19 protein-coding genes and 1 pseudogene are annotated in these 24,207 nt (G+C 71.8%); 14 read left to right on the top strand and 6 right to left on the bottom strand.

All coding sequences use genetic code 11. The annotated features are described in order from the left end of the window. Positions 1–69: 69 nt before the first annotated feature. Complete coding sequence (locus ACN267_RS12405; RefSeq protein WP_281898586.1) at positions 70–2,922, bottom strand: AAA family ATPase; 2,853 nt, start codon at positions 2,920–2,922, stop codon at positions 70–72. On the opposite strand from ACN267_RS12405, the gene ACN267_RS12400 reads away from it, so the two are divergent. The 13 genes from ACN267_RS12400 to ACN267_RS12340 all read left to right on the top strand — a co-directional run bounded on the left by ACN267_RS12400 (position 2,910) and on the right by ACN267_RS12340 (position 16,304). Beyond that, positions 2,910–5,786: an AfsR/SARP family transcriptional regulator gene (locus tag ACN267_RS12400; protein ID WP_421488700.1), complete on the top strand. Its 2,877-nt coding sequence runs from the start codon at positions 2,910–2,912 to the stop codon at positions 5,784–5,786. The genes ACN267_RS12405 and ACN267_RS12400 overlap by 13 nt on opposite strands. Positions 5,787–6,062: 276 nt before the next feature. Further along, complete coding sequence (locus tag ACN267_RS12395; protein WP_204960866.1) at positions 6,063–6,764, top strand: alpha/beta fold hydrolase; 702 nt, start codon at positions 6,063–6,065, stop codon at positions 6,762–6,764. Positions 6,765–6,869: 105 nt separating this feature from the next. Continuing rightward, the gene (locus ACN267_RS12390; RefSeq protein WP_281898582.1) at positions 6,870–7,706 is read left to right on the top strand and encodes an alpha/beta fold hydrolase; all 837 of its coding nucleotides are present in this window, start codon (positions 6,870–6,872) and stop codon (positions 7,704–7,706) included. A 109-nt stretch (positions 7,707–7,815) separates the two neighbouring features. Continuing rightward, the gene (locus ACN267_RS12385) at positions 7,816–8,640 is read left to right on the top strand and encodes an AfsR/SARP family transcriptional regulator (RefSeq protein WP_421488699.1); all 825 of its coding nucleotides are present in this window, start codon (positions 7,816–7,818) and stop codon (positions 8,638–8,640) included. A 130-nt stretch (positions 8,641–8,770) separates the two neighbouring features. Then, the gene (locus ACN267_RS12380) at positions 8,771–9,478 is read left to right on the top strand and encodes an alpha/beta fold hydrolase (RefSeq protein ID WP_204960868.1); all 708 of its coding nucleotides are present in this window, start codon (positions 8,771–8,773) and stop codon (positions 9,476–9,478) included. 90 nt (positions 9,479–9,568) lie between these two features. Further along, positions 9,569–10,303, top strand: coding sequence for a trimeric intracellular cation channel family protein (locus ACN267_RS12375; protein WP_421488698.1), 735 nt, complete (start codon positions 9,569–9,571; stop codon positions 10,301–10,303). After that, positions 10,300–10,770: a MarR family winged helix-turn-helix transcriptional regulator gene (locus ACN267_RS12370; protein WP_421488697.1), complete on the top strand. Its 471-nt coding sequence runs from the start codon at positions 10,300–10,302 to the stop codon at positions 10,768–10,770. The genes ACN267_RS12375 and ACN267_RS12370 overlap by 4 nt, the downstream gene beginning before the upstream one ends. A 250-nt stretch (positions 10,771–11,020) precedes the next feature. Then, a complete protein-coding gene (gene wrbA / locus ACN267_RS12365) occupies positions 11,021–11,644 on the top strand; it encodes an NAD(P)H:quinone oxidoreductase (RefSeq protein ID WP_204960871.1) in 624 nt (207 codons plus the stop codon). A gap of 87 nt (positions 11,645–11,731) precedes the next feature. After that, on the top strand, positions 11,732–12,481 hold the full coding sequence (locus ACN267_RS12360; RefSeq protein ID WP_421488696.1) for an SDR family NAD(P)-dependent oxidoreductase: 750 nt from the start codon (positions 11,732–11,734) through the stop codon (positions 12,479–12,481). 236 nt (positions 12,482–12,717) lie between these two features. Further along, the gene (locus ACN267_RS12355; protein ID WP_204960873.1) at positions 12,718–13,602 is read left to right on the top strand and encodes a ribosome-inactivating family protein; all 885 of its coding nucleotides are present in this window, start codon (positions 12,718–12,720) and stop codon (positions 13,600–13,602) included. A gap of 547 nt (positions 13,603–14,149) precedes the next feature. Further along, positions 14,150–15,331 carry a Cmx/CmrA family chloramphenicol efflux MFS transporter gene (locus tag ACN267_RS12350; RefSeq protein WP_204960874.1) on the top strand — a complete coding sequence of 394 codons (1,182 nt, stop codon included), beginning with the start codon at positions 14,150–14,152 and terminating at the stop codon, positions 15,329–15,331. Positions 15,332–15,367: 36 nt separating this feature from the next. Next, complete coding sequence (locus ACN267_RS12345; RefSeq protein WP_204960875.1) at positions 15,368–15,805, top strand: hypothetical protein; 438 nt, start codon at positions 15,368–15,370, stop codon at positions 15,803–15,805. 358 nt (positions 15,806–16,163) lie between these two features. Further along, entirely contained in the window at positions 16,164–16,304 is a 141-nt protein-coding gene (locus tag ACN267_RS12340; RefSeq protein WP_421488695.1) for a hypothetical protein, read from the top strand. Positions 16,305–16,391: 87 nt separating this feature from the next. Here ACN267_RS12340 and ACN267_RS12335 read toward each other — a convergent pair. The 5 genes and pseudogenes from ACN267_RS12335 to ACN267_RS12315 all read right to left on the bottom strand — a co-directional run. Then, positions 16,392–16,601, bottom strand: a pseudogene (locus tag ACN267_RS12335) (alpha/beta fold hydrolase); the annotation flags it as partial. Between the two features lie 51 nt (positions 16,602–16,652). Further along, on the bottom strand, positions 16,653–17,210 hold the full coding sequence (locus ACN267_RS12330) for a dihydrofolate reductase family protein (protein ID WP_204960877.1): 558 nt from the start codon (positions 17,208–17,210) through the stop codon (positions 16,653–16,655). A 223-nt stretch (positions 17,211–17,433) separates the two neighbouring features. Next, positions 17,434–18,228 (bottom strand): hypothetical protein, encoded by a 795-nt coding sequence (locus tag ACN267_RS12325; protein ID WP_421488694.1) that lies wholly within the window; start codon positions 18,226–18,228, stop codon positions 17,434–17,436. Positions 18,229–18,420: 192 nt separating this feature from the next. After that, positions 18,421–18,606: a hypothetical protein gene (locus tag ACN267_RS12320; protein ID WP_421488693.1), complete on the bottom strand. Its 186-nt coding sequence runs from the start codon at positions 18,604–18,606 to the stop codon at positions 18,421–18,423. A 95-nt stretch (positions 18,607–18,701) separates the two neighbouring features. Further along, positions 18,702–20,291, bottom strand: coding sequence for a DUF4153 domain-containing protein (locus ACN267_RS12315; protein WP_421488692.1), 1,590 nt, complete (start codon positions 20,289–20,291; stop codon positions 18,702–18,704). A gap of 248 nt (positions 20,292–20,539) precedes the next feature. On the opposite strand from ACN267_RS12315, the gene ACN267_RS12310 reads away from it, so the two are divergent. Beyond that, positions 20,540–24,193, top strand: a complete 3,654-nt coding sequence (locus ACN267_RS12310; protein WP_421488691.1) for a hypothetical protein — start codon at positions 20,540–20,542, stop codon at positions 24,191–24,193. Positions 24,194–24,207 lie beyond the last annotated feature (14 nt).

Genomic DNA, 24,207 nt, shown 5'->3' with positions numbered 1-24,207 from the left:
AGCGCGGTGCCGAGAGCGTAGGGGGCCGCCGGTAAATTCCTACTCTATTGCCAGTTAATTAGCGCTCAATCAGTCGTTCGAAAGCTCTGCCGATTGGGCCGAAAGGGCGTCACGCAGCCCAGCCCGTGCCGAGACGCCCAGCTTCGGGAAAATTCGGTAAAGGTGTGCGCCGACCGTGCGGTGCGAAATGTAGAGTCGCTCGGCGATCTGTTTGTTGGTCAGGCCGCTGGCGGCCAGGCCGGCGATTTCGAGCTCCTGGCCGGTGAGGCCCGCAGCCGGTTGCTCGGCGACGACGGGCTGGTAGCCGGTGGCCCGCAGCTCCGCGGTGGCGCGGACCAGCCACGGGTCGGCGCCCATCGCGGCGAAACCGCTGCGTGCGGCGAGCAGATGGGTGCGGGCGGCCGAGAGGTTCCGTCGGCGGCGCAGCTTCTCGGCGAAGGCGAGCCGGATCCGCGACGCCTCGAACAGCCAGCGCTCGGAGGCTGGGTCGTCCAGGGTCTGTTCGAGCCGTGTACCGGCGTCGTCGCTGTCGAGCACGAGCGCGTCGACGCCGTGCTGAAGCAGCCTCATGCGGGAGGACAGGGCGGCCACGTCCGCCTCCCGCATGGCGTCGGCGTGCGCCCGGGCCTCGGCCGCACGTCCGGTGCGCAACGCGGCTTCGACCAGGTCGAACATCACCCACGTGCAGTTCGGTACGTTCGCGGCGAGGACGCCGGCGGGACTGGACGCGGCAGCGTGCCGGAAGGCCGACTCGAAATCGCCCGTCGCGGCGGCGGCCAGCGCACGCGGGTGGTGGGCGATGGCTGCGGCTCCGGCGACCCCGCGCGGCAGCGCCCAGTGGGTGATCTCGTCGGCCAACTCGTACGCTTCGTCGGACCGGCCGCGGCCGGCCGCGACGATCGCCCGGGTGTAGAGGAAGTACCACCTCAGGAAGGTGAGGCCGCTGTCGCCGCAGACCTGCTGCGCTTCGACGGCCAGGGCTTCGGACTCGTCCCACCGGCCGGTGAGGAAGCCGTCCAGGCAGAGATGCATCATCGCGGACAACTGCCGCCGTGGCGCCCCTCCCTCCCGCCCCTGTCGCACGAGCCGCCACGAGTACTCGCGGTTCTCGCCCAGCCGGTCGAGATAGATCGAGGCGGTGCCGATCCGCATGACCCGGGTCAGGTCCGCCTCCTCGGGCAACGTGGTGATCAGCGCCTGGAGGTCGGTCAGCGCCGCTGCGCCGGTGCGTACCGGATCGGGGAAGGTCCTGCTCATCACCGACAGGAGGTCGCCGGGGCCCGGCCGGAGCATGCCCAGGAGCCGGTGGAAGGTGGCCCAATGATCGGGACTGCCGGCGTACCAGGACAGCAACAGCAGCGTGTGCATGGCCTCGTCGAGTGCGGGGTCGTCCGCGCGCCAGCCGTGCGCGCCCGTCTCGATCGCACCGGCGAGAAGGCGGTGGGCGGTGTGCACGTCACCGTCACCATTGATCATCAAGAGGGCCGCAGCGCCGGCCGCGTGCAGGGTGCCGGCCGCGTCGACGCTCATCTCCCGGGACCGGGCGAGCAGGGTGGTGGCGTCCCCCGAGCCGCCGGCCTCCGCGCCGATGTACGCCGCCTCCGCGAGCCGTCGTGCGGCATCCTCCCGGGTGCCGCTGAGGTCCGCCGCGCGCACCAGGGCAGCGATGGCGGCCAGGGCGTCACCCCGTTGCAGGACTCGGTGGGAGGCGCGTTCGAGTTCCGCCGCGACCGCCTCGTCCGGCCCGGCGGTGGCCGCGGCGAGATGCCAGCTCCGACGTTCCAGATCTCCCGGCAGGGCCTCGGCGATGCCCAGGTGCGCCCGGCGGCGCTCCTCGTGCGTGGACATCGCGACGATCGTCGACTGGATGAGGGGGTGCCGGAAGGTGAGGCGACCGGTCGTGTCGTCGACCCGTACCAGTTGGGCTCGTTCGGCCGGTGCCAGCGCGGTGAGGTCGGTCATGCCGCGCAGGGTGCGCACGTCGCCGCTGCCTTCGAACGTGGCGAGCAGCAGCAGCAGGCGGGTGGCGTCGGGCAGGCCGGCGATGCGGTGGGCGAAGCTGGCCTGCAACCGGTCGCTGAGGGGCACCACGTCCGAGACGTTCGCGGGATATGTGGGACCGGCCAGGGTGGCCGGCAGTTCGACCAGGGCCAGGGGGTTGCCCTGGGCGAGGTCGAGCAGGCGTTGCCGGGCGCGCGCCGTCATGGTGGGGAAGCGGACATCCACCAGTCGGGCCGACGCCTCGGTGCTCAGGGGCTCGACGGTGACCCCGGTGAGGCCGCGGTGGTCGAGGAAGCTCTCGGTGCCGGTTCTCCGGGCGGCGATGACCCCGACGGGTGATCTCGGAACCCGTCGGGCGATGAAGCCGAGCACCACCGCGCTGGACCGGTCGGCCCACTGTACGTCGTCCACGATCAGCAGCACGGGCGCCTTCCTGGCCACGGTGGTGAGCAGGGACAGGGCGGCGTTGCAGACCAGCAGTGCCGCGGGTGCCGGGCCGGGGCCGAAGCCGAGCGCCACGGTGAGCGCGTCGCGCAGCGCCGGCGGCAGCCGCTGTATCTCGCCGTACAGCGGCAGTAACAGTTGGTTGAGCAACGAGTAACTGACGTCCGCCTCGAACTCGGAACCGGACCCGCGCAACACCCGAAAGTCGGCGGCCTCGGCCATGTCCGCCGCGGCGGCGAGCAGCGCCGACTTGCCGACACCGGGTTCGCCCCGGACCATCCGCACGTTCCCGTCGTGCCGCACGGACTCCAGGAAACGACCGATACGCGCCAGTTCCACGTCGCGTCCGAACAACAGTTCGCGGGATGCCGTCACAACTGGCACTACGCGTTCGCACCGCGCGGGTTCAGCTGCCCCCGCCGGACGGACTCTAAGCTGGGAGCCGTGATCGTCGACCGCTCGCCATGCTGACGGCACCCGGCACACCGGCCGAGGGTCCGCCGGTACGCTTCGCCGTGCTGGGCCCGGTGCAGGTGTGGCGTGACGGAGTGGAACTCGACCCGGGCCCGCGCCAGCAGCGGCTGATCCTGGCGCTGCTCCTGGCGCGGGCCGGCCGCCCGGTCGGCATCACGGATTTCGTCACGCTGTTGTGGGACGAGCGGCCACCCCGCAGCGCCGTGAACATCGTGCACCTGCACCTGGGCAGCCTCCGGCGACTGTTCGAACCCGGCCTGCGACCCCGCGCGTCCGGTCGTTGGCTGGTGGGCGACCCGGCCGGCTACCGCATGCTGGTCGACGCGTCCGGGCTGGACCTGCTGCGGCTCCGCGACCTGGTACGACGGGCGCGCACGACCGACGACCCCGCCGAGGCGTTGGCGGCCTACGTCCGGGCGCTGGAACTGTCGCGCGGGCCGTGCGCCGGCGCACCGGATCTGATCAGCCGTCCGGTCGTCGATTTCGAGGCGGTCGACAACGAGTACGCCGACCTGGTGGGCGAGGCCACCGATCTGGCACTGCGCACCGCAACGGCACGTGTGGTGCTGCCCATGCTGCGGCGTGTCGCCACGCAGCGTCCGCTGGACGAGGCCGTGCAGGCCAGACTGTTGCTGGCATTGTCCGCGACCGGGCAACAGGCCGAGGCGGTGGCCCGGTACCAGGAACTCCGCGGCCGGCTCTCCGGTGACCTCGGGATCGATCCGGGCCGTGAGCTGCAGGAGGCATACCGGCAGGTGCTGCGACGCGGCGCTGCGGGCAGCACCGGGCCCCCGGCGGATCCGCTACGCGACGAGGGCCCGACGGCGGGCAGCCCTTTCGTCGTTGCGGCCCAGCTCCCGCCCGACCTGCCCCACTTCGCCGGCCGGCAGGCGAGTCTGCGCCGGGCAGGTGCGCTGATCCACGGCCGTGCCGCGGCCGGTGCGCTGCGGATCGTGGTCATCGAGGGCATCCCCGGTGTCGGAAAGACCACCCTGGCGACCCACCTCGCCTACCGGGTGGCCGACGAGTTCCCCGACGGTCAGCTCTACGCCGACCTCAGGGGACTGGACCCGGACGCCGCGTTGGCGCCGGGAGACGTGCTGCAGGCGTTTCTGCACGCGCTCGGCGTTCGTGGCCCGGACATCCCGGCGAACGACCTGGCCCGGTCCGGGCTCTACCGCAGTCTCCTGGCGGAGCGCCGGGTGCTCATCGTGCTGGACAACGCCCGCGACGCCGAACAGGTCCGGCCGCTGCTCCCCGGTGCCCCGGGAAGCCTTGTCCTGGTCACGAGCCGGTACCGCCTGGCCGGTCTCGCCGCGACACATGGGGCTGACGTGTTCACGCTCGACGTTCTGCCGAACGACGAGGCACGTGACCTGCTGGTCGCACGCCTCGGGCCCGTACGTGCTCCGGCGGACCGGCAGGCGTTGGACGACATCGTCAGCCTGTGTGGAGGCCTTCCGCTGGCCCTCGCCGTGGTGGCGGCCCGGACCCTGGCCCGCCCCGGCTGTGGGCTACCGGCCGTGGCCCGTGAGCTGCACGACACCCGGGGCAGCCTCGACGGGTTCGGCGTCGACGATCCGGACACCGACCTGCGCGCCATCTTCTCCTGGTCCTACCGTGGGCTCACTGCTTCGGCGGCCCGCCTCTTCCGGCTGCTGGCACTGCATCCGGGACCGGACGTCACGCTCCCGGCAGCGGCGAGCCTGGGCGGCCTGCCCGCGCGCACCGCCCGCAGCGTGTTCGGCGAGCTGGTGCGCAGCAGGCTGGTCACGGAACGCCAGCCCGGTCGCTACGGTTCCCACGACCTGATCGCCGCGTACGCGCGGGAGCTGTTGCTCGACACCGACACCGTCGCGGAGCGGGACGCGGCCGTGGACCGGTTGCTCGGGTACTACCGGCAGGCGGCCTACGCGGCCAATCGTCACATCAACCCCGAGATCGACGCGGATCCGCCCGCGATCCACGACGGGGTGGTCGTCGAGAGCCCGGATACCGACAGGGCGGCTGCCGACTGGTTCGCCGCCGAACGCGAGGTGCTCAAGGCCGTCATGCGTCAGGCGAACGACAGCGGCCGGGTGTACGACGCCTGGCAGCTGGAGCTCACGGTGCAGGGGTACTACCAGCGGGCCGGCTGGTGGCAGGAGTGGGCGACCGTCGTAGGCGAGTGCCTGGACGCCGCTGTCGACGCCGGCGACTCGGCCGGAGCGGCGGAGATGCTGCGCAGTCTGGCCGGTGCCCGTTTCTACCTCGGCGACAGCACGTCTGCGCTGGACCTGCTCGAACGTGCCCTCGTGATCTTCACCGAGCTGGGCAACGCGTCCCGGGAAGCGCTGACGCTGCGCAACATCGGCGAGGTGAGCTTCGCGGTCGGCGATTACGACCGCTCTGTCGCCTGCCATCACCGGGCGCTGCGCATCGCGGAGTCGCTCGGGGAGCAGATGACGCAACTGGATGTGCTCTGCCGGCTCGCCGACACCCAGTACGAACTGGGCGAGCGTACGTCGAGTTTCGAGACCATCGGGCGTGCTCTCGCCATGAGCGAGCAGCTCGACCACGACGGCCGGCGCAGCGAGTGCCATCTCCGGCGGGCCAACCTGTATCTCCGCGAGCGACGGTACGCCGAGTCGCTGGCGGACTGGACCGCGGCCGACGAGCTGGCCACCGCCATCAACCATCGCGTGCGGATGGTCCGGGCGAAGCTGGGCCTGGGGGACACCGCCTATGCGATGGGCGACCGGTCCGCCGCGCGGACGGCCTGGCTGGCGGCTCTCGCCGTGGCCGACGACGCGGACCCGGACCAGGAGGCCGGGATCCGGCGTCGCCTGGCGAAGCTGGGCCACCGCACCGACGACGCGCGGGCGTAGCGGGGCGGGCGGCTGCCGGCCCATCCGTCGAATGACCTAACCGGGACGTCCGCCGGCCTCGACCGCCCCGTGCTCCGAAGTCGTGGGGCGATGGCCGGTACCGACCCCGAAACCAGGGTGATTCGGATATTCAGGGCCAGCTTCTATTCCGAGCGGCGCGACCGACCGCGCCTGACCGCAGGCGAATGACTGATTCGGTGCGCCGTGCGGGAGACGACTCTGGGTTCACCGGCGGCCCGCCGTCAGATCGCCTCGAACATCGAAAGCAGCGCGCACATGAAACCCACAGTCGTCCTGGTCCATGGGGCCTTCGCGGAGTCCGCCATCTGGAACGGCGTCATCCGCCGGCTTCAGGCCGCCGGTCACCGCACCGTCGCGGCCGGAAACCCGCTGCGCGGTCCGACCGCGGACGCCGCCGCCGTGTCCAGCCTGCTCGGCACGATAGCGGGTCCGATCGTGCTGGTCGGTCACTCGTACGGCGGTGCCGTCGTCTCCGGTGCCGCCGTCGGCAACGACAACGTCAAGGCCCTCGTCTACGTCGCCGCCCTGGCTCCGGACCGGGGTGAGACCGTGCCGGACCTGACCGGCCGGTTCCCCGGTGCCACCCTCAGTCCCCACCTCTACGAGGTGCCGCTGGCCGACGGCACCGCCGACCTCTACGTCCGGCCGGACTGCTACCACGAGTTCTTCGCCGCGGACCTGCCCTTCGACCAGGCCGATCTCGCCGTGGCGACCCAGCGGCCGTTGAACAGCAGAGCCCTCGCCGAGGCGTCCGGCGAGCCGGCCTGGAAGACGGTCCCGTCCTGGTTCGTCTTTCCGGAGCAGGACCTGACCATCCCGCGGGGAACGTTCCGCTTCATGGCCGGGCGTGCCAACGCGCGCGAGTCGGTCGAGGTGGCCGGCGCGTCCCACGCCCTGCCGGCGTCGCAGCCGCAGGCGGTTGCCGACGTCATCCTCCGCGCCGCGGCCGCGGTCTGACGCCGCGCCAGCCTGCGAAGCGACGACGCCCGTCGCCACCCGACCTGCCCCCCGACGGACGACCCGGTGCGGTCGGTCCCGTTGCGAAATCGAAAGGACGATCCCATGAACCTCCCCTTCCCCCGGATGTCGAGGCCGCTGCTCGGCGGGGCAGCCGCCGTCGCGGGTTTCCTGACCGCCGCGCTCGTCGCCGGATCCGCGCACGCGGTGCCGGGACACCGTCCGTGGGTCAAGCCCACGGTGGTGCTGGTGCACGGCGCGTTCGCCGACTCGTCGAGCTGGAACGCCGTGGTCAGGGACCTCAAGCGGGACGGCTATCCGGTGGTCGCCGCGGCGAACCCGTTGCGGGGGCTGCACTCAGACGCCGAGTACCTGCGCAGCGTGCTGGACAGCGTCCAGGGGCCGGTCGTGCTGGCCGGTCACTCCTACGGCGGTTCGGTGATCAGCGAGGCCGCCGACGGGGACCGGGATGTCAGGGCGCTGGTCTACATCGCCAGCTTCGCCCCGGACCGTGGGGAGAGCACCTCGGGGCTGGCCGCGAAGTACCCGGGCGGGCAGCTGGGTCCGGCGCTGGTGAGCGTGCCGGTGACCATTGCGGGCGCCGGGGCGGGCACTGACCTCTACATCGAGCAGGACCAGTTCCGTCGGGTGTTCGCCGCTGACGTGCCGCGGCAGGTGACCGATCTGATGGCGGCCACCCAGCGGCCGATCACGAGCGCGGCGCTCGACGAGCCGGCCACGAGGACGGCGTGGAGGTCGATCCGCTCGTGGTTCCTGGTGACCCGGCAGGACCTGGCGATCCCGGCCGAGTCGATGCGGTTCATGGCCGGGCGGGCCAAGTCCCGCACCGTCGAGATCGACGCCTCGCACGCCGTGACGGTCTCCGAGCCGGAGGCGGTGGCAGATCTCATCGACGAGGCCGCCCGCGCCACCACCCGCTGACCGGCCCCGTCAGCCGCCCCGGCATGCCGGCTTCCCCGGCCGCCGTTCAGGCCGGGGCGGCATCAACAGACTCACGACAGTTCCCGGTGGACGCAGGAGGGTGGGGATCGTGTCCGTCAACCATGACGACGAGACGCCGCTGTGGTTCGGTGTGCTCGGGCCCGTACGGGTCTGGCGTTGGGGCGTACCGGTGGATCTCGGGCCCCGCCAGCAACGGCTGATCCTCGGTCTGCTGCTGGTCAACGCCGGACAGCCCGTCGGGGTCGGCGAGATCCTCGAGGTCATGTGGGGCCGGCAGCCACCGCAGAGCGCCGTGAACGTCGTGCACCGGTACGTGGGTGCGCTACGACGTCTGTTCGAGCCCGGCCTTGCGGCGAGATCCGCCGGACGGTGGCTGCGGGGCGACGCCGGCGGGTACCGGATGCAGGTCGACCCCGACGACCTGGACCTGTTGAGACTACGCGCGCTGGCCGGACGGGCCCGGTCGGCCGAGGGCGCCGGCCGGTTCGTGGAGGCCGCGTCGGCCTACGAGGAGGCCCTCGGGCTGTGGCGTGGCCCGTGTGGTGGGGCCGCGCAGCTCGGTGCGAACGACCACCTGGCGTTCGACGCCGTGGACCACGAGTGCGCCGACCTGGCCCGCGAGGCCACCAGATTGGCGTTGCGCCTGGACCGGGCCCGATCCGTCCTGCCCGTGCTGCGGCGCGTGGCGGAGCACCGCCCGTGGGACGAGGCACTGCAATCCCAACTGCTGCTCGCGTTGTCCGCCGGTGGCCAGCAGGCCGAGGCGATCGCGCTGTTCCACACCGTCCGGCACCGGCTCGCCGACGAACTGGGGGTGGATCCGGGCGGGGAGTTCCGCGAGGCCTACCAGCAGGTGCTGCGGCGGGACACGGCTGGATCCGTGGCCACGGGAAGCGGGAGTTGGTCCACCTGAACGAGGACGACGAGGCCAGGAAGGCGGCGCACCCGGGCCTGCATGCACCGCGCACAGCACCGACGGTGGCCGTCGGGGCACCGAGACTCCGCCCGGGAACGACCGGCGCGGCAACGAAGGGAAGAATGCCATGAGCACCACCGATCGAGAGATCCGCAACGTCGTACTCGTGCACGGCGCGTTCGCCGATGGTTCGGGCTGGCGCGGCGTGTACGACAACCTGACATCCCGGGGATTCCGGGTCACCATCGTCCAGAACCCGCTCACCTCGCTGGAGGACGATGTCGCGGCGACCGTGCGGGTGCTCGACCGACAGGACGGTCCGACGATTCTCGTCGGTCACTCCTGGGGCGGCACGGTCATCACCGAGGCGGGAGTGCACCCGAACGTCGCCGGGCTGGTCTACGTGTCGGCACTGGTGCCCGACGCCGGCGAGACCTCCGCCCAGCAGTACGAGGGTTTCGCCCCGACTCCGGAATTCGTGATCGACGTCGTGCAGGGATACGGCTACCTCAATCCCGACACGTTCAGGGCCGGGTTCGCGGCGGACGCCAGCGACGCCGACGCCGCGTTCCTGCGCGACTCGCAGGTGCCCGTCAACATGGCGGTGTTCTCGGCGGTGGTGACGAACGCCGCCTGGCGTGACAAGCCGAGCTGGGCCGTCATCGCCACCGAGGACAAGGCGTTCGACCAGGCGATGCTGCAGCACATGGCCAAGCGGATCAACGCGGAGGTCACCAACGTGTCGGCCAGTCACGCATTGTTCGCGACCCAGCCCGGTGTCGTTTCCGACGTGATCGTCAGCGCCGCGCGCAGCGCCGCCGCCGGCGTTCGTTGACCCCCGAGCACCACTGATCCGGGGCCGGCTCACCCCGGTGAGCCGGCCCCGAGCCCTGCGGAGGATGACCACATGTCCACCCTATTCCAGGTGGCGCTCTGGATCGAACTGCTCGCCGCAGGGCTGGGCGGTCTTCAGGGCGCGCTGTTCGCGGCGGGAGAGCGGCGGCGTCGCATCGACGTGTTGGGCGTCGTCGTCATCGGACTCGCCGTGTCGCTCGGGGGGAGCCTGCTTCGCGACATGGTGCTCAATCAGCCGCCCGTCGTGGTCTGGAGAAACTGGTACCTGCCGGTGGCCGGCGCCTCGGCGGTCCTGGGCATGCTGCTGCAACCGGTGATCGTCCGGGTGGCTTGGCTGATCACCGGGTTGGACGCGGTGGTGATGGGCGTGTTCGGCGCGATCGCGGCCTCGAAGGCGTTGTCGGTCGGTGTCGGCGGAGCCGGGGCGCTGGTCGTGGGGGTCATCGGCGCCATCGGCGGCGGGATCCTGCGCGACGTGATCCTGGGACTGCCGATCTCCATCCTGCAGGTCGGCACCCTCTACGCCGTGGCCGCCGGGGCCGGCACCGGGACGCTCGTCCTGCTGACCGCATCCGGCACGCCGATCCTGATCGCGGGGCTCGCCTGCGTCGTCGTGACGATGTCCGTACGGCTGTCCGCCGTTCGTTTCGGCTGGACCTTCCCCGAACAGCGTCCGGTAGGCCCCCGACGCCCGAATACCGGTCCCGACGGCGTCGGTGGCAGCAGGCAGCGGCACCGCCGTCACCGCGCAGGACGGTCGGCCAACCGGTCGGGTGCGTCCTTCGGCGGTAGCGTGGACGGGTGAGTGAGTCTGGGCGGTTGAGTGACCGCGAGCGCCGTGCGTGGTTCGGGTTCCTGATGATGCAGGAGGACGTCCGGCGTCACCTGAACCGCCAGTTGCTCCGTGACGCGGATATCTCGGTGGCGGAATTCGCCGTGCTGAGCGTCCTGCGCATGTCCCCGGCCGGTCCGATGCGGGTCTTCGAGCTGCGGGAGGCGCTCCGGTGGGAGAAGACCCGGGTGATCCACCAGACGTCGCGCATGATTCGACGGGGGCTGCTGGAACGTCAGACCTGCGTCGAGGATCGACGTGGCACGCGCATCGCCTTGACCGATGAGGGGCGTGCGGTGATCGACAAGGCGACGCCCCTGCATCTGCGGTACGTGCGTCAGATCTTTCTCGACCTGCTCAGCCCCCGGCAGCTCGACACCCTCGCCGTGGTCTCCGAAACCGTGCTGGACAACCTCGCGAGCGACGCCTTCGAGGACTGATCAACCGCAGGTCAATTAGGTGACAAGTCACCGCACCTGGGCGGTGATACCTGCGGACATGCTGCGGCTCAGATGGCGTTTTGTCCCGGATCTATCCCTGACGGAACCCACTATAGCGCCGTGATGGTGATGTGTCACCAAACACATGATGATGACGTGTCACCTAAAAATGGCTACGGTCGGTCGAGGTAAGCCGCCCGTACCCCGCCGGGGCCACCAAGGTTCCGCAACCGAGGAGAAGACCACAGCCATGTCCGACGTCGTCACACTCGCCCTGATCTACTACTCGTCGACCGGCACCGGCACCGAGATCGCCAACACGATGGCGGACGCGGCGCAGGCCGCCGGGGCGCAGGTGCGGGTCCGCAAGGTCGCCGAGCTCGCGCCGCAGGCCGCGATCGAGGCGAATCCCGTCTGGGCCGCCCACCACGCGGCCACTGCCGACGTGCCCACCCCGACCCCCGACGACCTCACCTGGGCCGACGCGGTCATCTTCGGCTCACCCACCCGCTTCGGCAACATCGCGGCCCAGTTGAAGCAGTTCTTCGACACCCTGTCGCCGGTGTGGCAGGCCGGTGGGCTGGCGGACAAGGTCTACAGCGGCTTCACCTCGACCGGCACCCGGCACGGCGGGCACGAGTCGACCCTGCTCGCCATGTACAACAGCATCCACCACTTCGGCGGGATCATCGTGCCGCCCGGATACACCGACGCGGTCAAGTTCGTCGACGGCAACCCCTACGGCACGTCGCACCACGCCGCGTTCGGCCCCGACCTCGGCTCGATCGACGACGACACCCGCAACTCCGCCCGCCACCAGGCCGAACGGGTCGTCCGGATCGCGCGGGCCCTGAAGTCCGGGCGTGCCGCCTGACCGGTCGGCCGCCGCCGGCGCCCGACCAGCGTCGAGCAGCCGGGAACCACAGAAAAGGCCGTCACGGTACGGCAGAGAGGAGCCACCATGGCACGGTTGGCAGGAAAGACGGCGGTGGTCACGGGCGGCGCGATGGGCATGGGTGCCGCCACCGGGCGGCGGTTCGTGACCGAGGGCGCGAACGTGGTCGTCGCCGATGTGAACCTCGCGGCGGCGCAGGCTCTCGCCGTCGAACTCGGGCAGCGGGCCGTCGCCGAGGACCTCGACGTCCGGTCGGCGGACCAGTGGGCCGCCCTGGTCGTACGGACGGAGGCGCGCTTCGGTTCGCTGGACATCCTGGTCAACAACGCGGGCATCGCCGATCCGGCTCCGCTGGAGCAGTGGGACGCCGCGCGGTTGCAGCGCACGCTGGACGTGAACCTGATCGGCGTCTTCAACGGCATCCAGGCTGTGGTCCCGGCGATGAAGCGCGCCGGCGGCGGATCGATCGTCAACATCGGCTCCGTCGGCGCCCTACAGGGTGTGCCGAGAATGTCCGGTTACGTGGTTTCCAAGTGGGGCGTACGCGGCCTGACCCGGACCGCCGCGCTGGAGTTGGGCGTCCACGGGATCCGGGTGAACGCCGTCCACCCCGGTCAGATCCGCACGCCGATGACCGACGGCGTCGTCTTCGACACGGCCAACGTCGCGCTCGGCCGGGTCGGGGAGCCGGATGACATCGCGAGAATCGTCCTGTTCTTCGCCAGCGACGACTCGACGTTCGTCACGGGCAGCGAAGTGGCCGGCGACGGTGGGCAGATCGCCGGACCGGCCGACTACCAGGGTCTGCCCCGGTAGCGGACCGCCACCCACGACAGCGGCCATCGGACGATCACCGGGCGCACCGGGACCGACAGGTGCCGCCCGTGCGGGACGGGCCGGCATCGTCGATGCCGTTACACAAGCAGATCAGTAGGAATAAACACGTCCTAGGTAGCTTTTCGGGGGAGCCGCCGATGATCGGCGGTATTCCGCGCCCCGCACACCGCCGGGCGGCGAATCGTCGAAGAGGAAAGAGCGAAACAATGAGGACAATGCACCGTCTCGTGCGCGCGGTCGTCGGCTCTGCCGTAGCACTGGTCATGGCCGCCGGCGGAACTGCGGTCAGCAGCGGTCCGGCGTCGGCCACCATTCCGACGGACCAGCTGCGGCAGGTCTACCTCATCATGGAATACGGCCCCGGCGACAACCAGATGATCAGGTACTCCAGTTTCCTCGCGGCGGTGCGGAACGCCGTGTCGGACTGGGCCGACAGTCGGGGCGGACTGGTGACCCAGACGAACCGGGCCCTGTTACGGGTCACGCTCGAGTACGCAGCGCAGGACGTCGATCTGTGGATCGACCCGCAGAACCTCTACGTCCTGGGCTTCTCCACCCAGCGGGGCGCCACCTACGCGTTTTCCGACCAGGCGGGAACCCTGCGGGACAGGTTCAGCCGGACGACCAACAGTAGCTGGTACGGAGTCGACACCAACGTGCAGACGCTCTACTTCACCAGCAACTACGGCAGCATCGAGGGAGCTGCCAACCGCAGCCGGACGGCGATGCTCGCCAATTTCCAGGACGTCGCCGGCTCGATCGGGTCGCTGGCCCGCATGGAGAACCCCACCGCCAACCCCGGTGGCCGGCAGCAGGAGGCGGCCAGGTCGTTGCAGACCCTGATCGGGTTCGTCTCGGAGGGTGCCCGCTTCAACGACATCGAGGGCATCTTCCGTCAGGGGATGCGTAGCTACAACAATGCTCCCATCACCCTTCGGCATGCTGAGCTGGAGAACCAGTGGAGTGCGATTTCCAGTGCCATTCTGGGATGGAGCTACGGCGCGACCAACACCTACACCGTACGGCTCGGCGGCAACTCCACCCACGTCATCTCGACGATCGCCCAGGCGCGGCAGTACGTACGGGTGGCCCAGTACTGACCCACCGCCTCGCACGACCCGGCAGACAGCGAGTGGAGAACCGGATCCATCGGACGGCCCCGGACCTCGCTGAGGAAGCAGGGACGCGTCCGAGGTGACGCGTTCGCTCTGCCCGGGGGCCTGCGGTGGAGCCGGTGCGGTTACGGCGACGCCGACGGTCAGCGGCGAGGCCGGCACCCCGGAGATCAGCGATCCCGGGGTGCCGGCCTCGCCGCTGGACCACGCACCGCTCGCGCGGTGACGAGCCTGTTGAACTGCGTGTTCACGGCGAGCGGCGGTACGGACGGCCCAGATGACCTGCGCGCGTCGTCGTTGCGCGCGCCCACCAGCGACGACGGGCCCGTTTGGTAGCCTCGCGAGGTGAGTTCCCCCCAAGCGGACCGGTCAGGGCTGCCGGCCTCCCGGTAGCCCCGATGCCCCAGTCCCTGCTCTGACGATCCGTGCCGATCCGGTCGGCGGCGACGTCGTTCGAGTTCCTGCGCATCCGAAGCACCGGCAGCGCCAGACGCCTGCCACCCATCACGTTCCCGCTTCGGAAGGCACCCTCATGCCCGTCCTCCTCTACCTGCTCGCGGTCGCGGTCTTCGCCCAGGGAACCTCGGAGTTCGTCCTCGCCGGCCTCCTTCCCGGCATCGCCACCGACCTGGAGGTCTCGCTCGGCCGAGCCGGGTTCCTCACCTCCGGCTTCGCCCTGGGAATGGTCGTCGGCGCACCGGCGACGGCCGCCACTGCCCGCCGGCTCCCACCCCGCTGGACCCTGACCGGGTTTCTGGCCCTGTTCATCGCCGCGCACGTCATCGGCGCGATCACCGACAGCTTCGCCATCCTGGTGGCCTCGCGGATCGGCGCAGCGCTGGCGAACGCCGGGTTCCTCGCCGTCGCCCTCTCGACCGTGACGCGCATCGTGCCGGCCGAGCGGCACACCCGCGCGCTGGCAGTCATCCTCGGCGGCACCACCCTCGCGCTGATCGCCGGAGTGCCCGCCGGCGCCTTCGTCGGCGAGGTGCTGGGCTGGCGTGCCACGTTGTGGGCGATCGCGCTGCTCTGCCTGCCCGCGCTCGTCGCGGTTCTGGCGGCCACGCCGACCCACCCCCGGCAGAGCGCCGGAACGGGGGCCGGGAGCGCCATCGGCCGCGAGTTGGCGAGTCTGCGTCGGCGTCCGGCGCAGCTGAACATCGTGCTGGCCGTGCTGGTCAACGCCGCGACGTTCGGCACCTTCACCTACCTGGCGGCGATCGCCACCGGGCCGGCCGGGTTCACCGACCGCACCGTACCGCTGCTGCTCGCTGTCTTCGGGATCGGGGCGTTCCTCGGTGTCACCGTGGCCGGGCGGTTCGGCGACCGGCACTGGCGACCGCTGATCACCGTCACCGGGCCGCTGCTCATGGCGGGCTGGGCGCTGCTGGCGTTCACCGTCGCCAGCCCTGCGGCATTGTGGCTTCTCGCCCTGACCCAGGGTGCGTTGTCGTTCGCGTTGGGTAGCACGCTCATCGCCCGGATCGTCGCCACCACACGCGACGCGCCCACGATGGGTGGTTCCTTCGCGACCGTCGCGTTGAACGTCGGTGCGGTCACCGGACCCCTCGCCGGCGGTCTCACCATCGAAGCGCTCGGCGTACGCGGCCCGGTCATCGCCAGCTGCGTGCTGGTGATTCTCGCCGTCGGCGTCTGGTTCACCTGTCGAACTGCCTACCGGGAGGATCGAGGCTCACCGGGGCGATTGTCCTGAGGAAGCGAGGATCCTGCCGCTCGGTAGCATGCGCGCATGTATGCGCTCTACGCCTGGGGAAACTTCATCAGCGAGGTCGGACTCGACCGGCGGCCGGCCTGGCTCGACCCGGCGGTGCTCAGCGGCGAACGGCAGATCGTCGACGACGGCCTGATGATCGGCGACACCGACACGCTACCGGTCGACGGTCCCGGCACCCTCTTCGCGATCGATGACGACGACGAGAACCTCGTGCCCGGTAGTGAACTCGTCGGCCGCGACCTCAGCGGTGTCACGTGGCGGGTCTCCCGCATCCGCGCAGCCACTGACGGCACCCGCGAGGACGCCCTGCGCATCGTCGCGGCGGCCGAGGAGGACGGCGACTACTACGAGGAGGACGAGCGGCACGAGTACAACTCGGTCCCGGTCGGCGAGATCGTCACTCTCTGGGAAGACGCTCACGGCCAGTGGACGCTGGCCCTGGTCAAGCTCTGAAACAGGGTGACCACGGACGGCACCCGGCAGCGTGCCGCGCCCGAACGGCGCGGGCGGCGACGGCACTGTGCTGTCTGCATTGTGGCCGCATTGAACCGGTACGCCAACAATGCGCCTCAATCGGAATCCCGGCCGGCCGGGGCGGGTGACCATCGTGTCCACCGCCCCGTCCACACACCGTCGCGCATGCTGGCCGGGTCCCGCGGGAATTCTGGGTGAACGAAAACGCCGTCCCGAATTGGCGGCATTAGCCCGGCATGCTCGATCTACGTCCGCCAGGGAATCCGACGTTGGTCGGTCCTCCACCGACAACGATATTATCGATCACATTGAATCTCCGGTCTGTCGAGGGGCGAATATGTCCACACTGGTTCGTACGGTCATCGCGGCTGCCGCGCTGGCGTTCGTCGTCGCCGGTGCCCAGGCGGCGCTGGCGTCGGCACCTTCCGGTGACGTGGTCGCCCTGTGCAACCACGCACCCCGTGGTTGCCACAGCTGATCCGCCCGGCCGGCGCGGGTGGTCCGCTCCGGCGTCATGGTGTCGGTGCCGCGCCGCGGCGGCACCGTTCACGACCCCGCAGTGCGGCTACCGGACCAGCACGGCGGTGAGAAGTCGTTCCGGGGTCTCCAGTTGCGGCAGATGACCGGCATCCGGCAGCAGCGTGAACCGGGCGCCCGGGATGGCGTCAGCGTAGGCGCGGCCGTAGGCGGCCGGCGCGATGCCGTCGGACGCGCCCCAGACCACCCGCGGGCTACCCAGCGCCGCCGTCTCGGCTGCGGCCCATCCGCCGATCGGGCCGGTGAGGTCAGCGCGGGGGCCGTGGGGGCCAGCTGTGGACTCCGGTGATCAGCGTGCGCGGCGGTAGTGCACGGCCACCGCACCACAACGGAGCGGCGCCGCCGAGAGCAGTTCGAGCCGGCGCGTGGCGGGCAGTCCGCCCTGGTAGAGGGTCGGGCCGTGGCCGGCGATCCGGGGATGGACGAGCATCCGGTACTCGTCGATCAGGTCCAGCCGGTCCAGTTCGGTCGCGAGGGTGCCGCTGCCGAGCAGGACCCCGGCCGGGGTCGCGTCCTTGAGCTTCTGCACGCCCTCGCGCAGGTCGCCGGCGATGTGGTGGCTGTTGGTCCACGGGAATTCCGTGCGCGTCGTCGACACCACGTACTTGGGTTTGGCCTCCAGCTTGGCTGCCCATTCCCGCATGGCCGGCGGTGCCTCCTGGTCACCCCGGGCGATGACCGGCCAGGCACTCTCCATCATCTCGTAGGTGACCCGACCCCACAGCATCGCCCCGCTGTCGTCCATGAGCCGGGTGAAGAAGGCGTGCGTCTCGTCGTCGACGACCCCCTCCTGGTGGTCGACACAGCCGTCCAGGGTGATGTTCAGGCTGAAGGTGAGCAGTCCCATGGCCGGCGAGTCTAGCGCCACCGACGCCGCCGCCCCGGGTGACGCCGCCGGTCTGTCCCGACGCGACGGGGTGGGAGACCACGGGCGTCGGGTGCGGGCAGGCCGTCCTCATCGGGTTCCTCGACCGTGGCGCTGGCCGTGCTCCGCCCGGCCTCCACGCTCGGCCGACGTCGAGGCCCGCTGTCCGAGGGAGGGAGTTCCGTCCACGTCGTACCGGGCACCCCTACCCGACGGGAGGCCCAAGGAGCACGACGGCCGTGGCGCCCTGGCCCTCACCGAACTCCCAACCGGCGATCACCCTGCTGCCCGGCAGGTCGGCGATCGGCCGCAGGTCGGACGGGCACTCACCGGGGCCGAGATAGTACGCGCCGGCCATCCGTGCCCAGCGGGCGTCGAGGCACAGCCCACGCAGGTGCCGCCGCAGCGCCTCGTCGCCGATCTGGTCCAGGGTCGACTCCCAGCGGGGGTCGACCACGCTCACCCCGGCCTCGACGTACCCGTCTCGCACGAGGCTGTCGCCGATGTCGCACAGGCCGTCCGGAGCGCTCATCGTCCAGGTCGCCGCGCGCATCGCGTCCAGCAACGAGCCGTCCGTCCGCGGCCGCAGGAGCAGATGGGGGTACTGCCGGTAGCCGTCGGGGCTGAGCTCGTCGAGACCCAGCGAGCCGTCCCGCAGCGCCCGGCCGATCTCCCTGCCCCACACCACGGCCCGGTCGTCGTCGGGCCCGGCGGTGATCAGCGGCTGGAGCGCGGCGGGCCGTACGTCGGTGGCGACGAACGCCGACCCGGCCAGGTCGGGCACCCACCGGTCCGGATAGAGCTCGTCACCGCCGAGGTCGCCCGACCTGCCGTCGACGTCGGCCACGAGATCTGCGGGATCGAACTCTTCGAGCGCCTCGCCAGCGGTCTCGTCGTCGTAGTGGAACACCGCGTACGTGCCCGCCGCGTCGAACTCCGCCAGCGGCCGGCCGAGCAGCAGGCCGAACGCCTGACCGAGCAGGTCGTCCCAGTGGGACACGCCGTCTCCTTCCGGTAGTTGTTGTTCAGCGGGACCGGCCACCCGGGACCGCTGACCGGTGATGATGCCAGCCCCGCAGCGGGGCCCGCACAACGCCGGTACGCCAGCCGGTTGCGCCCCTGCCGTCCGTGCCCCGTGATCCGTGCGTCGCCCGGTCGCCCGGTCGCCCGGTCGCGCGGCCGACCCTGCCGGTCAGGACGCGGGTGGCGGTCCGTCGGGCCGTCGCCCGTCCGGGATGTCGGCGTGGCCCTCCTTACGCAGCCCGGAGCGGTAGGCGCGGCGCATCACCACCCGCAGCGCCCGCGACAGCCCCGGGATCGCGCTGATGACCCGCAGCAGCGCGGCAGGCGGCCCGCCCGGCGCGTCCGCCGAGCTCACGGCGAGATGCGCCGGCCCCGGTCCAGTCCGCCATCACCCGGGAACCACAGGCCGAGGCCCGCGGCCTGCCCGCCGACCGTCGTCAGGCCGGAAGCTCAGTCAGCGTCAGGCAAGTCGTACCGCCCGTACGCCGCCGAACACGGACGCAGAGCCTCCTCGTCGAGGTGGTCCCGGGCGGTGGCGCGGCCCAGGTTCCACTCCTGCCACGCGTCGCGCCGGTCGGACCCCGACGAGGGTGCCGAGCCGCCGTTCAGTTCGTCGGCGATCGCGGCCAACGCGCAGGAGCGGTACGGCTCCGGCAGCTTCTGCAGCGCCGCAACGGCGTCTGCGGACAGGGTGCTGAGGTAGTGCACATCGATCCCGTGCTTCGCGGCCCGGTTCACGTTCTGTCGGGCGATGAACGCGTCGGGATTGAGCACGGCCAGGCCGATCAGCGCGCCGACGGCCGTGGCGAGGGCGGCCCGGGGCACCCATCGTCCCCGCAGCGGGATCCCGGCCACCAGGATGAGCAGGAAGAGCGCTCCCAGCCACAGTTCGCCGACGGTCACCAGCAACCGTTGCCTGGTGAACCCGTACGCCTGCTCGTAGGCCGCCATCCGGGAGAGGGCCGAGGCGACGATGACCAGGGTCAGGGCCGACAGCAGTCCCAGCAGCGTGCGCAGCAGCACCCGGTCGGACACCGTGGCCCGGGGCGCGATCCGGGCCGCCACGCCCACCACGATCACGGTGAGCCCGGTGACCACCAGTAGCTGCCAGAAGCCGGCCCGGGCGTACTCGGCGTACGTCAGTCCGGCGGTCTTCGCCACGTGCTCACCGCCGCCGAACAGGACCGTCGCCTGGACCGCGACGAAGCCCGCGAACAGTGCGACCAGTCCGCCGACCGGAACGGCCCACTCGATCCGGCGGACCAGCTCCGGCCGCGACTCCGGTTCGGGCCCGGTCGTGCCGGTCAGCAGACCGTGAGCCGCGACCGCCGTCACCACGACGGCGGCCACCGCCGACCCCAGCCACCGCACCAGGGTGCCGCCGTCGACCGACGGGATCAGCACGGACAACACCTCGGCGAACGCCGCGTCCGCCTCGGCCAGCAGGAACCCGAACACGGCCATCAACGCCACCGCCACCAGCCCGGCGACGGTGGTCCGCCGGACCGCGCCCCGATCCTGAACGTGGATCCTGACCGCGTCCCTGAGCAGCCACCGCAGCGCGGCCGGCACCGAACCGACCACCCGCAGCGGGGCGGCCACCAGACCGCCGACCGACCAGCGATCGGTCAGGGCCACGCAGCCGACCACCCCGGCGGCAAGCACGCACAGCACGAACAGCCACCCCGCCGCGCGCACCGTACCCACGGCGATCAGCGCCACCACGGCCACGGCCTCGCCGGCCCGGACCGCCGTACGACCGGACCACGCAGAACCGCGGCCGGCCGAGACCACCGTCGCGGCGGCCACGGCGAGAGCGGTCAACAGCCACCCGACGCCCGGCCGGTCCCACGACAGCGCGACGGCCGCCACGATCGCGGCACCCGCGGTGGCGGTGATCGCCGCCCGGGACGGTGGCGCGGGCGTGGCCTCGGGTAGCCCGGACCCGGGCGACGAAGGCTTGGTCGACGACGACGCCGAGGACGACGGCCCGGGTGGCTCGCCCGGTGGTGGGGTGGCGCTCGTGACGGGCAACGACATCAGATCCCCTTTGGACGCGGTGACGCGGCTTACGGATCTGTGTCTAGCGGGCGGTGGGTTGTCCGGCTTCGGGAGTGCGGTATGGACAAACAACAGTGGACAACCGACTCGACCGTTTCCGTGGTTCGACGTTGTCCGCTTTCCGGGGGTGGGAACTAAACAACCGCCGACCAGGCGATTCGACGACGGCCGCTGATAGCATTCGCATCTGTCGTTGGGGGTGGGAAATGCCGCGTCCGGAGCGTCCGGTGGATCCGGGCGAGGGACCGGCGCAGCGGTTCGCCGTCGCCCTACGGGAGCTGCGGCAGTCGGCGGGCAATCCGACGTACCGCGTGCTGGCCAAGCGGGCGCACTACTCGGCAACCGCGCTGGCGCAGGCCGCTGCGGGTGACCGGCTGCCGACCCTGGCGGTGGCGGTGGCGTACGCCCGCGCCTGCGGTGGCGACCCCGACGAGTGGACGGCCCGCTGGCGGAGTGCGGTCGCGGAACTGGACGCCGCGACGCCACCGACGACCGGTGCCTCCGATCCGGTCGGGGACCGGCCGCCCTACCTGGGCCTGGCCGCCTACGGACCCGACGACGCGGACCTGTTCTGCGGTCGGGACCGCCTCGTCGCCGACCTCACGGACCGGCTGGCCCGACACCGGTTCGTCGCGGTGGTCGGGCCGTCGGGCTCGGGCAAGTCGTCCCTGCTGCGGGCCGGTCTGCTGCCGGCCTGGCGCGCGGACGAGGAGCTGCGGACCGTGGTGATCACCCCCGGTGCCCACCCGGTGCGGGAGCTGGCGGACAACCCGGTGGCGGGAGTCGACGGTCTGCTGATCGTCGACCAGTTCGAGGAGGTGTTCTCCCTCTGCGCGGACGAGTCCGAGCGGGAGACCTTCATCCGCGCGTTGCTCGCGGTGGCGGGCGAGGCGGGCGGCCGCACCCGGGTGGTGATCGGGTTGCGGGCCGACTTCTACGCACACTGCACCCGCGTGCCCGAGCTGGTGGCGGCGCTGCAGGACGCGCAGCTGCTGGTCGGCCCGATGACGCCCGAGGAGCTGTCGGTCGCCGTCACCGAACCGGCGGCCCGGACCGGGCTGATGGTGGAGAAGACCCTCGTCGCCAGGATCATCGCCGAGGCGGCGTCCCGGCCGGCGGTGTTGCCGTTCGTCTCCCACGCCCTGTGGGAGACCTGGCGGCGGCGGCGCGGCGCCGGGCTGTTCCTGGCCGGCTACGAGGCGGCCGGCGGCCTGGACGGCGCGCTCGCGCAGTCGGCCGATCGGGTGTTCGGGGAGCTGGACGAGGAGCACCGCCGGGCGGTCCGACGGATCCTGCTGCGGCTGACCGCGCTGGGCGACGGCACCGAGGACACCCGCCGGCGGGTCGCCCGCGCGGAGCTCGGCGACGACGCCGTCACCGCGTACGTCCTGGAACGACTCGCGGCGGCCCGGTTGGTGACGCTCGGCGAGGAGACCGTGGAGATCGCCCACGAGGCGCTCATCCGGGGCTGGCCGACGCTCCGGGACTGGCTCGCCGCCGACCGCGAGTCGCTACGCGCCCACCGCCGCCTCACCGGTGCGGCCACCGACTGGGCGACGCACGGCGGGGACGACGCGTTCCTGTACCGGGGCAGCCTGCTCGCGGGCTGGGCCGACCGGGACACCGAAGCCCTCAACGGAACCGAACGCGATTTCCTCGCCACCAGCCTGGCCCGGCAGACCCGCGAGCACACCCGCCGCCGGCGGCGGCTGCGGGTCACCATCGGCAGCCTGGTCGCGGGCCTGGTCACGGTCAGCCTGTTGGCCGTCCTCGCCGTGGTGCAGACCGTCACGGCGAACGCCCAACGTGACCTCGCCGTCGCCGACAGCCTGGCCGCCCGGTCGCGTGCGGCGCTGGCGACCCAGCCTGACCTGGCGAACCTGTTGGCGCTGGCCGGGCTCGGCCACTCCGTGACGGCGCAGACCGTGGCCAGCGCGCAGGCGGCACTCTCGGTCCCGATGCACGTCGCGCGGCCACTGATCGGGCACTCCGGCGCGGTGACCGCCGTCGCGTACAGCCCCGACGGCGGCACCGTCGCCACCGGCGGCGACGACGGCACCATCCGGCTGTGGACCGCCGGCCCGACCGCCGCGCTCACCCAGGGCAGTGCCGTGACGGCGATCGCCTTCACCCGGGACGGACGCCTGCTGGCGACCGGGGGAGTCGACGGCACCGTGCGGCTGTGGGACGCGACCACCCACCGACCCCTCGGCACGTTGACGGGTCGCGCCGCGGTCGACACGGTGGCCTTCCATCCGGACGGCACGACCATCGCGACCGGGCACGCCGACGGTGCCGTCCGGCTCTGGGACACCCGCACCGGCCAGTCCCGGCCCGTGCCGGTCGGCCACGACGGCCCGGTGAACGCGGTGACCTTCGACCGCACCGGGCTGATCCTGGCCACCGGCGGGGACGACAACACCGCCCGGCTGTGGAACACGGCGACCCGTCAGACGACGGTCCTCTCCGGGCACACGGGCGAGGTCTTCGCGGTCGCGTTGAGCCCGGACGGCACGACCCTCGTCACGGGCTCCGCCGACGGCACCGCGCGGATCTGGAACGTCACGACCCACGAGTCCCGGGCCAGTCTCGTCGGGCACACCCGCGTCGTGCGGGCCGTGGCGTTCGGAGCGGACGGCCGCACCGTGGTGACCGGAAGCTGGGACGGCACCGCGCGGATCTGGGACACCATCACGCACCAGCCCCTGGCCATCCTCACCGGCCACACCGACGAGGTGCTCGCCGTGGGGACGAGTCCCGACGGCACGACCGTCGTGACCGGCAGCCGGGACGGTACCGCCCGCACGTGGGACACGACGACGAGCAGGTCCGTCGCCACGCTCGGCGGCCACACCGGCTACGTCGACGCGGTGGGGTTCAGCCCGGACGGCCGAACCGTCGCCACGGGAAGCAGGGACGGCACCGTCCGCCTGTGGGACACCGCCCGGCAGGGGCAGCTCGCCGTCCTCGACGCCCGGGCCGGCTTCGTCTTCACCGTGGCGTTCAGCCCGGACGGTACGACCCTTGCCACCGGGCACAAGGACGGCCGGATCCGACTCTGGGACACCGGCACCCGCCGACGCAAGGCCACCCTCACCGGGCACACCGACGGCGTCGCCTCCGTCGCCTTCAGCCCCGACGGCCAACTCCTGGCCAGCGCGTCCACCGACGGCACGGCCCGGTTGTGGGACCTGGCCACCCGACGTACGTCCGCCGTGCTGACCGGCCACACCGGCTGGGTGGACGCCGTGGACTTCAGCCCCGACGGCAGCACCGCCTCGACCGCCTCGACCGACGGCACGGTCCGGCTGTGGGACTCCGACGCCGGCAGCACCATCGTCACCCTGGCCCCCAGGACCGGCCACCTGAACGCGGTGGCGTTCAGCCCGGACGGCCGGACCCTCGCCATCGCCCCCGCCGACGGCACCGCCCTGCTGTGGGACATCGCCGCCCGTCGCGTGGCGTCCGTCCTGACCGGACACACCGCGGAGGTGAACGCGGTCGCGTTCAGCCCGGACGGACAGACCATCGCCACCAGTGCTCGGGACGGCACCACCCGCCTGTGGGACCGCGACCGTGGCCGGACGATCGTCGTTCTCACCGGTCACGTCGGCTGGGTCACGGCGGTGGCCTTCAGCCCGGACGGCAAGACGCTGGCCACCACCTCCTGGGACCACACCGCCCGCCTCACCCCCACCCCGGACACCTGGCCCGCCGAGCTCTGCCGCCGGGCGGGGCGGAACCTGACCGACGACGAATGGGCCTACCACGTCGGGTCGGAGCCCTACCGGCGTCTCTGCCCCGAGCTACCCTACGGGCAGGGAGCCGACCCGACCGCGCCCGCATCCACCTACCCCGACCTCCGGCCTTCCGGTGGCTGACTGGTTCGGCGTCT

Source organism: Micromonospora sp. WMMD734 (assembly GCF_049178975.1).
Classification (GTDB): Bacteria; Actinomycetota; Actinomycetes; order Mycobacteriales; family Micromonosporaceae; genus Micromonospora; species Micromonospora wenchangensis.
The sequence above is the reverse complement of the archived record's forward strand: the minus strand, read 5'-3'. Positions and strand labels throughout refer to the sequence as shown.

Coding starts and splice junctions, on each gene's coding strand:
- ACN267_RS12360 (WP_421488696.1), top strand. CDS start 11,732: ATGGCACGGTTGGCAGGAAAGACGGCGGTGGTCACGGGCGGCGCGATG.
- ACN267_RS12315 (WP_421488692.1), bottom strand. CDS start 20,291: ATGTCGTTGCCCGTCACGAGCGCCACCCCACCACCGGGCGAGCCACCC.
- wrbA (WP_204960871.1), top strand. CDS start 11,021: ATGTCCGACGTCGTCACACTCGCCCTGATCTACTACTCGTCGACCGGC.
- ACN267_RS12350 (WP_204960874.1), top strand. CDS start 14,150: ATGCCCGTCCTCCTCTACCTGCTCGCGGTCGCGGTCTTCGCCCAGGGA.
- ACN267_RS12395 (WP_204960866.1), top strand. CDS start 6,063: ATGAAACCCACAGTCGTCCTGGTCCATGGGGCCTTCGCGGAGTCCGCC.
- ACN267_RS12380 (WP_204960868.1), top strand. CDS start 8,771: ATGAGCACCACCGATCGAGAGATCCGCAACGTCGTACTCGTGCACGGC.
- ACN267_RS12355 (WP_204960873.1), top strand. CDS start 12,718: ATGCACCGTCTCGTGCGCGCGGTCGTCGGCTCTGCCGTAGCACTGGTC.
- ACN267_RS12345 (WP_204960875.1), top strand. CDS start 15,368: ATGTATGCGCTCTACGCCTGGGGAAACTTCATCAGCGAGGTCGGACTC.
- ACN267_RS12400 (WP_421488700.1), top strand. CDS start 2,910: ATGCTGACGGCACCCGGCACACCGGCCGAGGGTCCGCCGGTACGCTTC.
- ACN267_RS12330 (WP_204960877.1), bottom strand. CDS start 17,210: ATGGGACTGCTCACCTTCAGCCTGAACATCACCCTGGACGGCTGTGTC.
- ACN267_RS12340 (WP_421488695.1), top strand. CDS start 16,164: ATGTCCACACTGGTTCGTACGGTCATCGCGGCTGCCGCGCTGGCGTTC.
- ACN267_RS12390 (WP_281898582.1), top strand. CDS start 6,870: ATGAACCTCCCCTTCCCCCGGATGTCGAGGCCGCTGCTCGGCGGGGCA.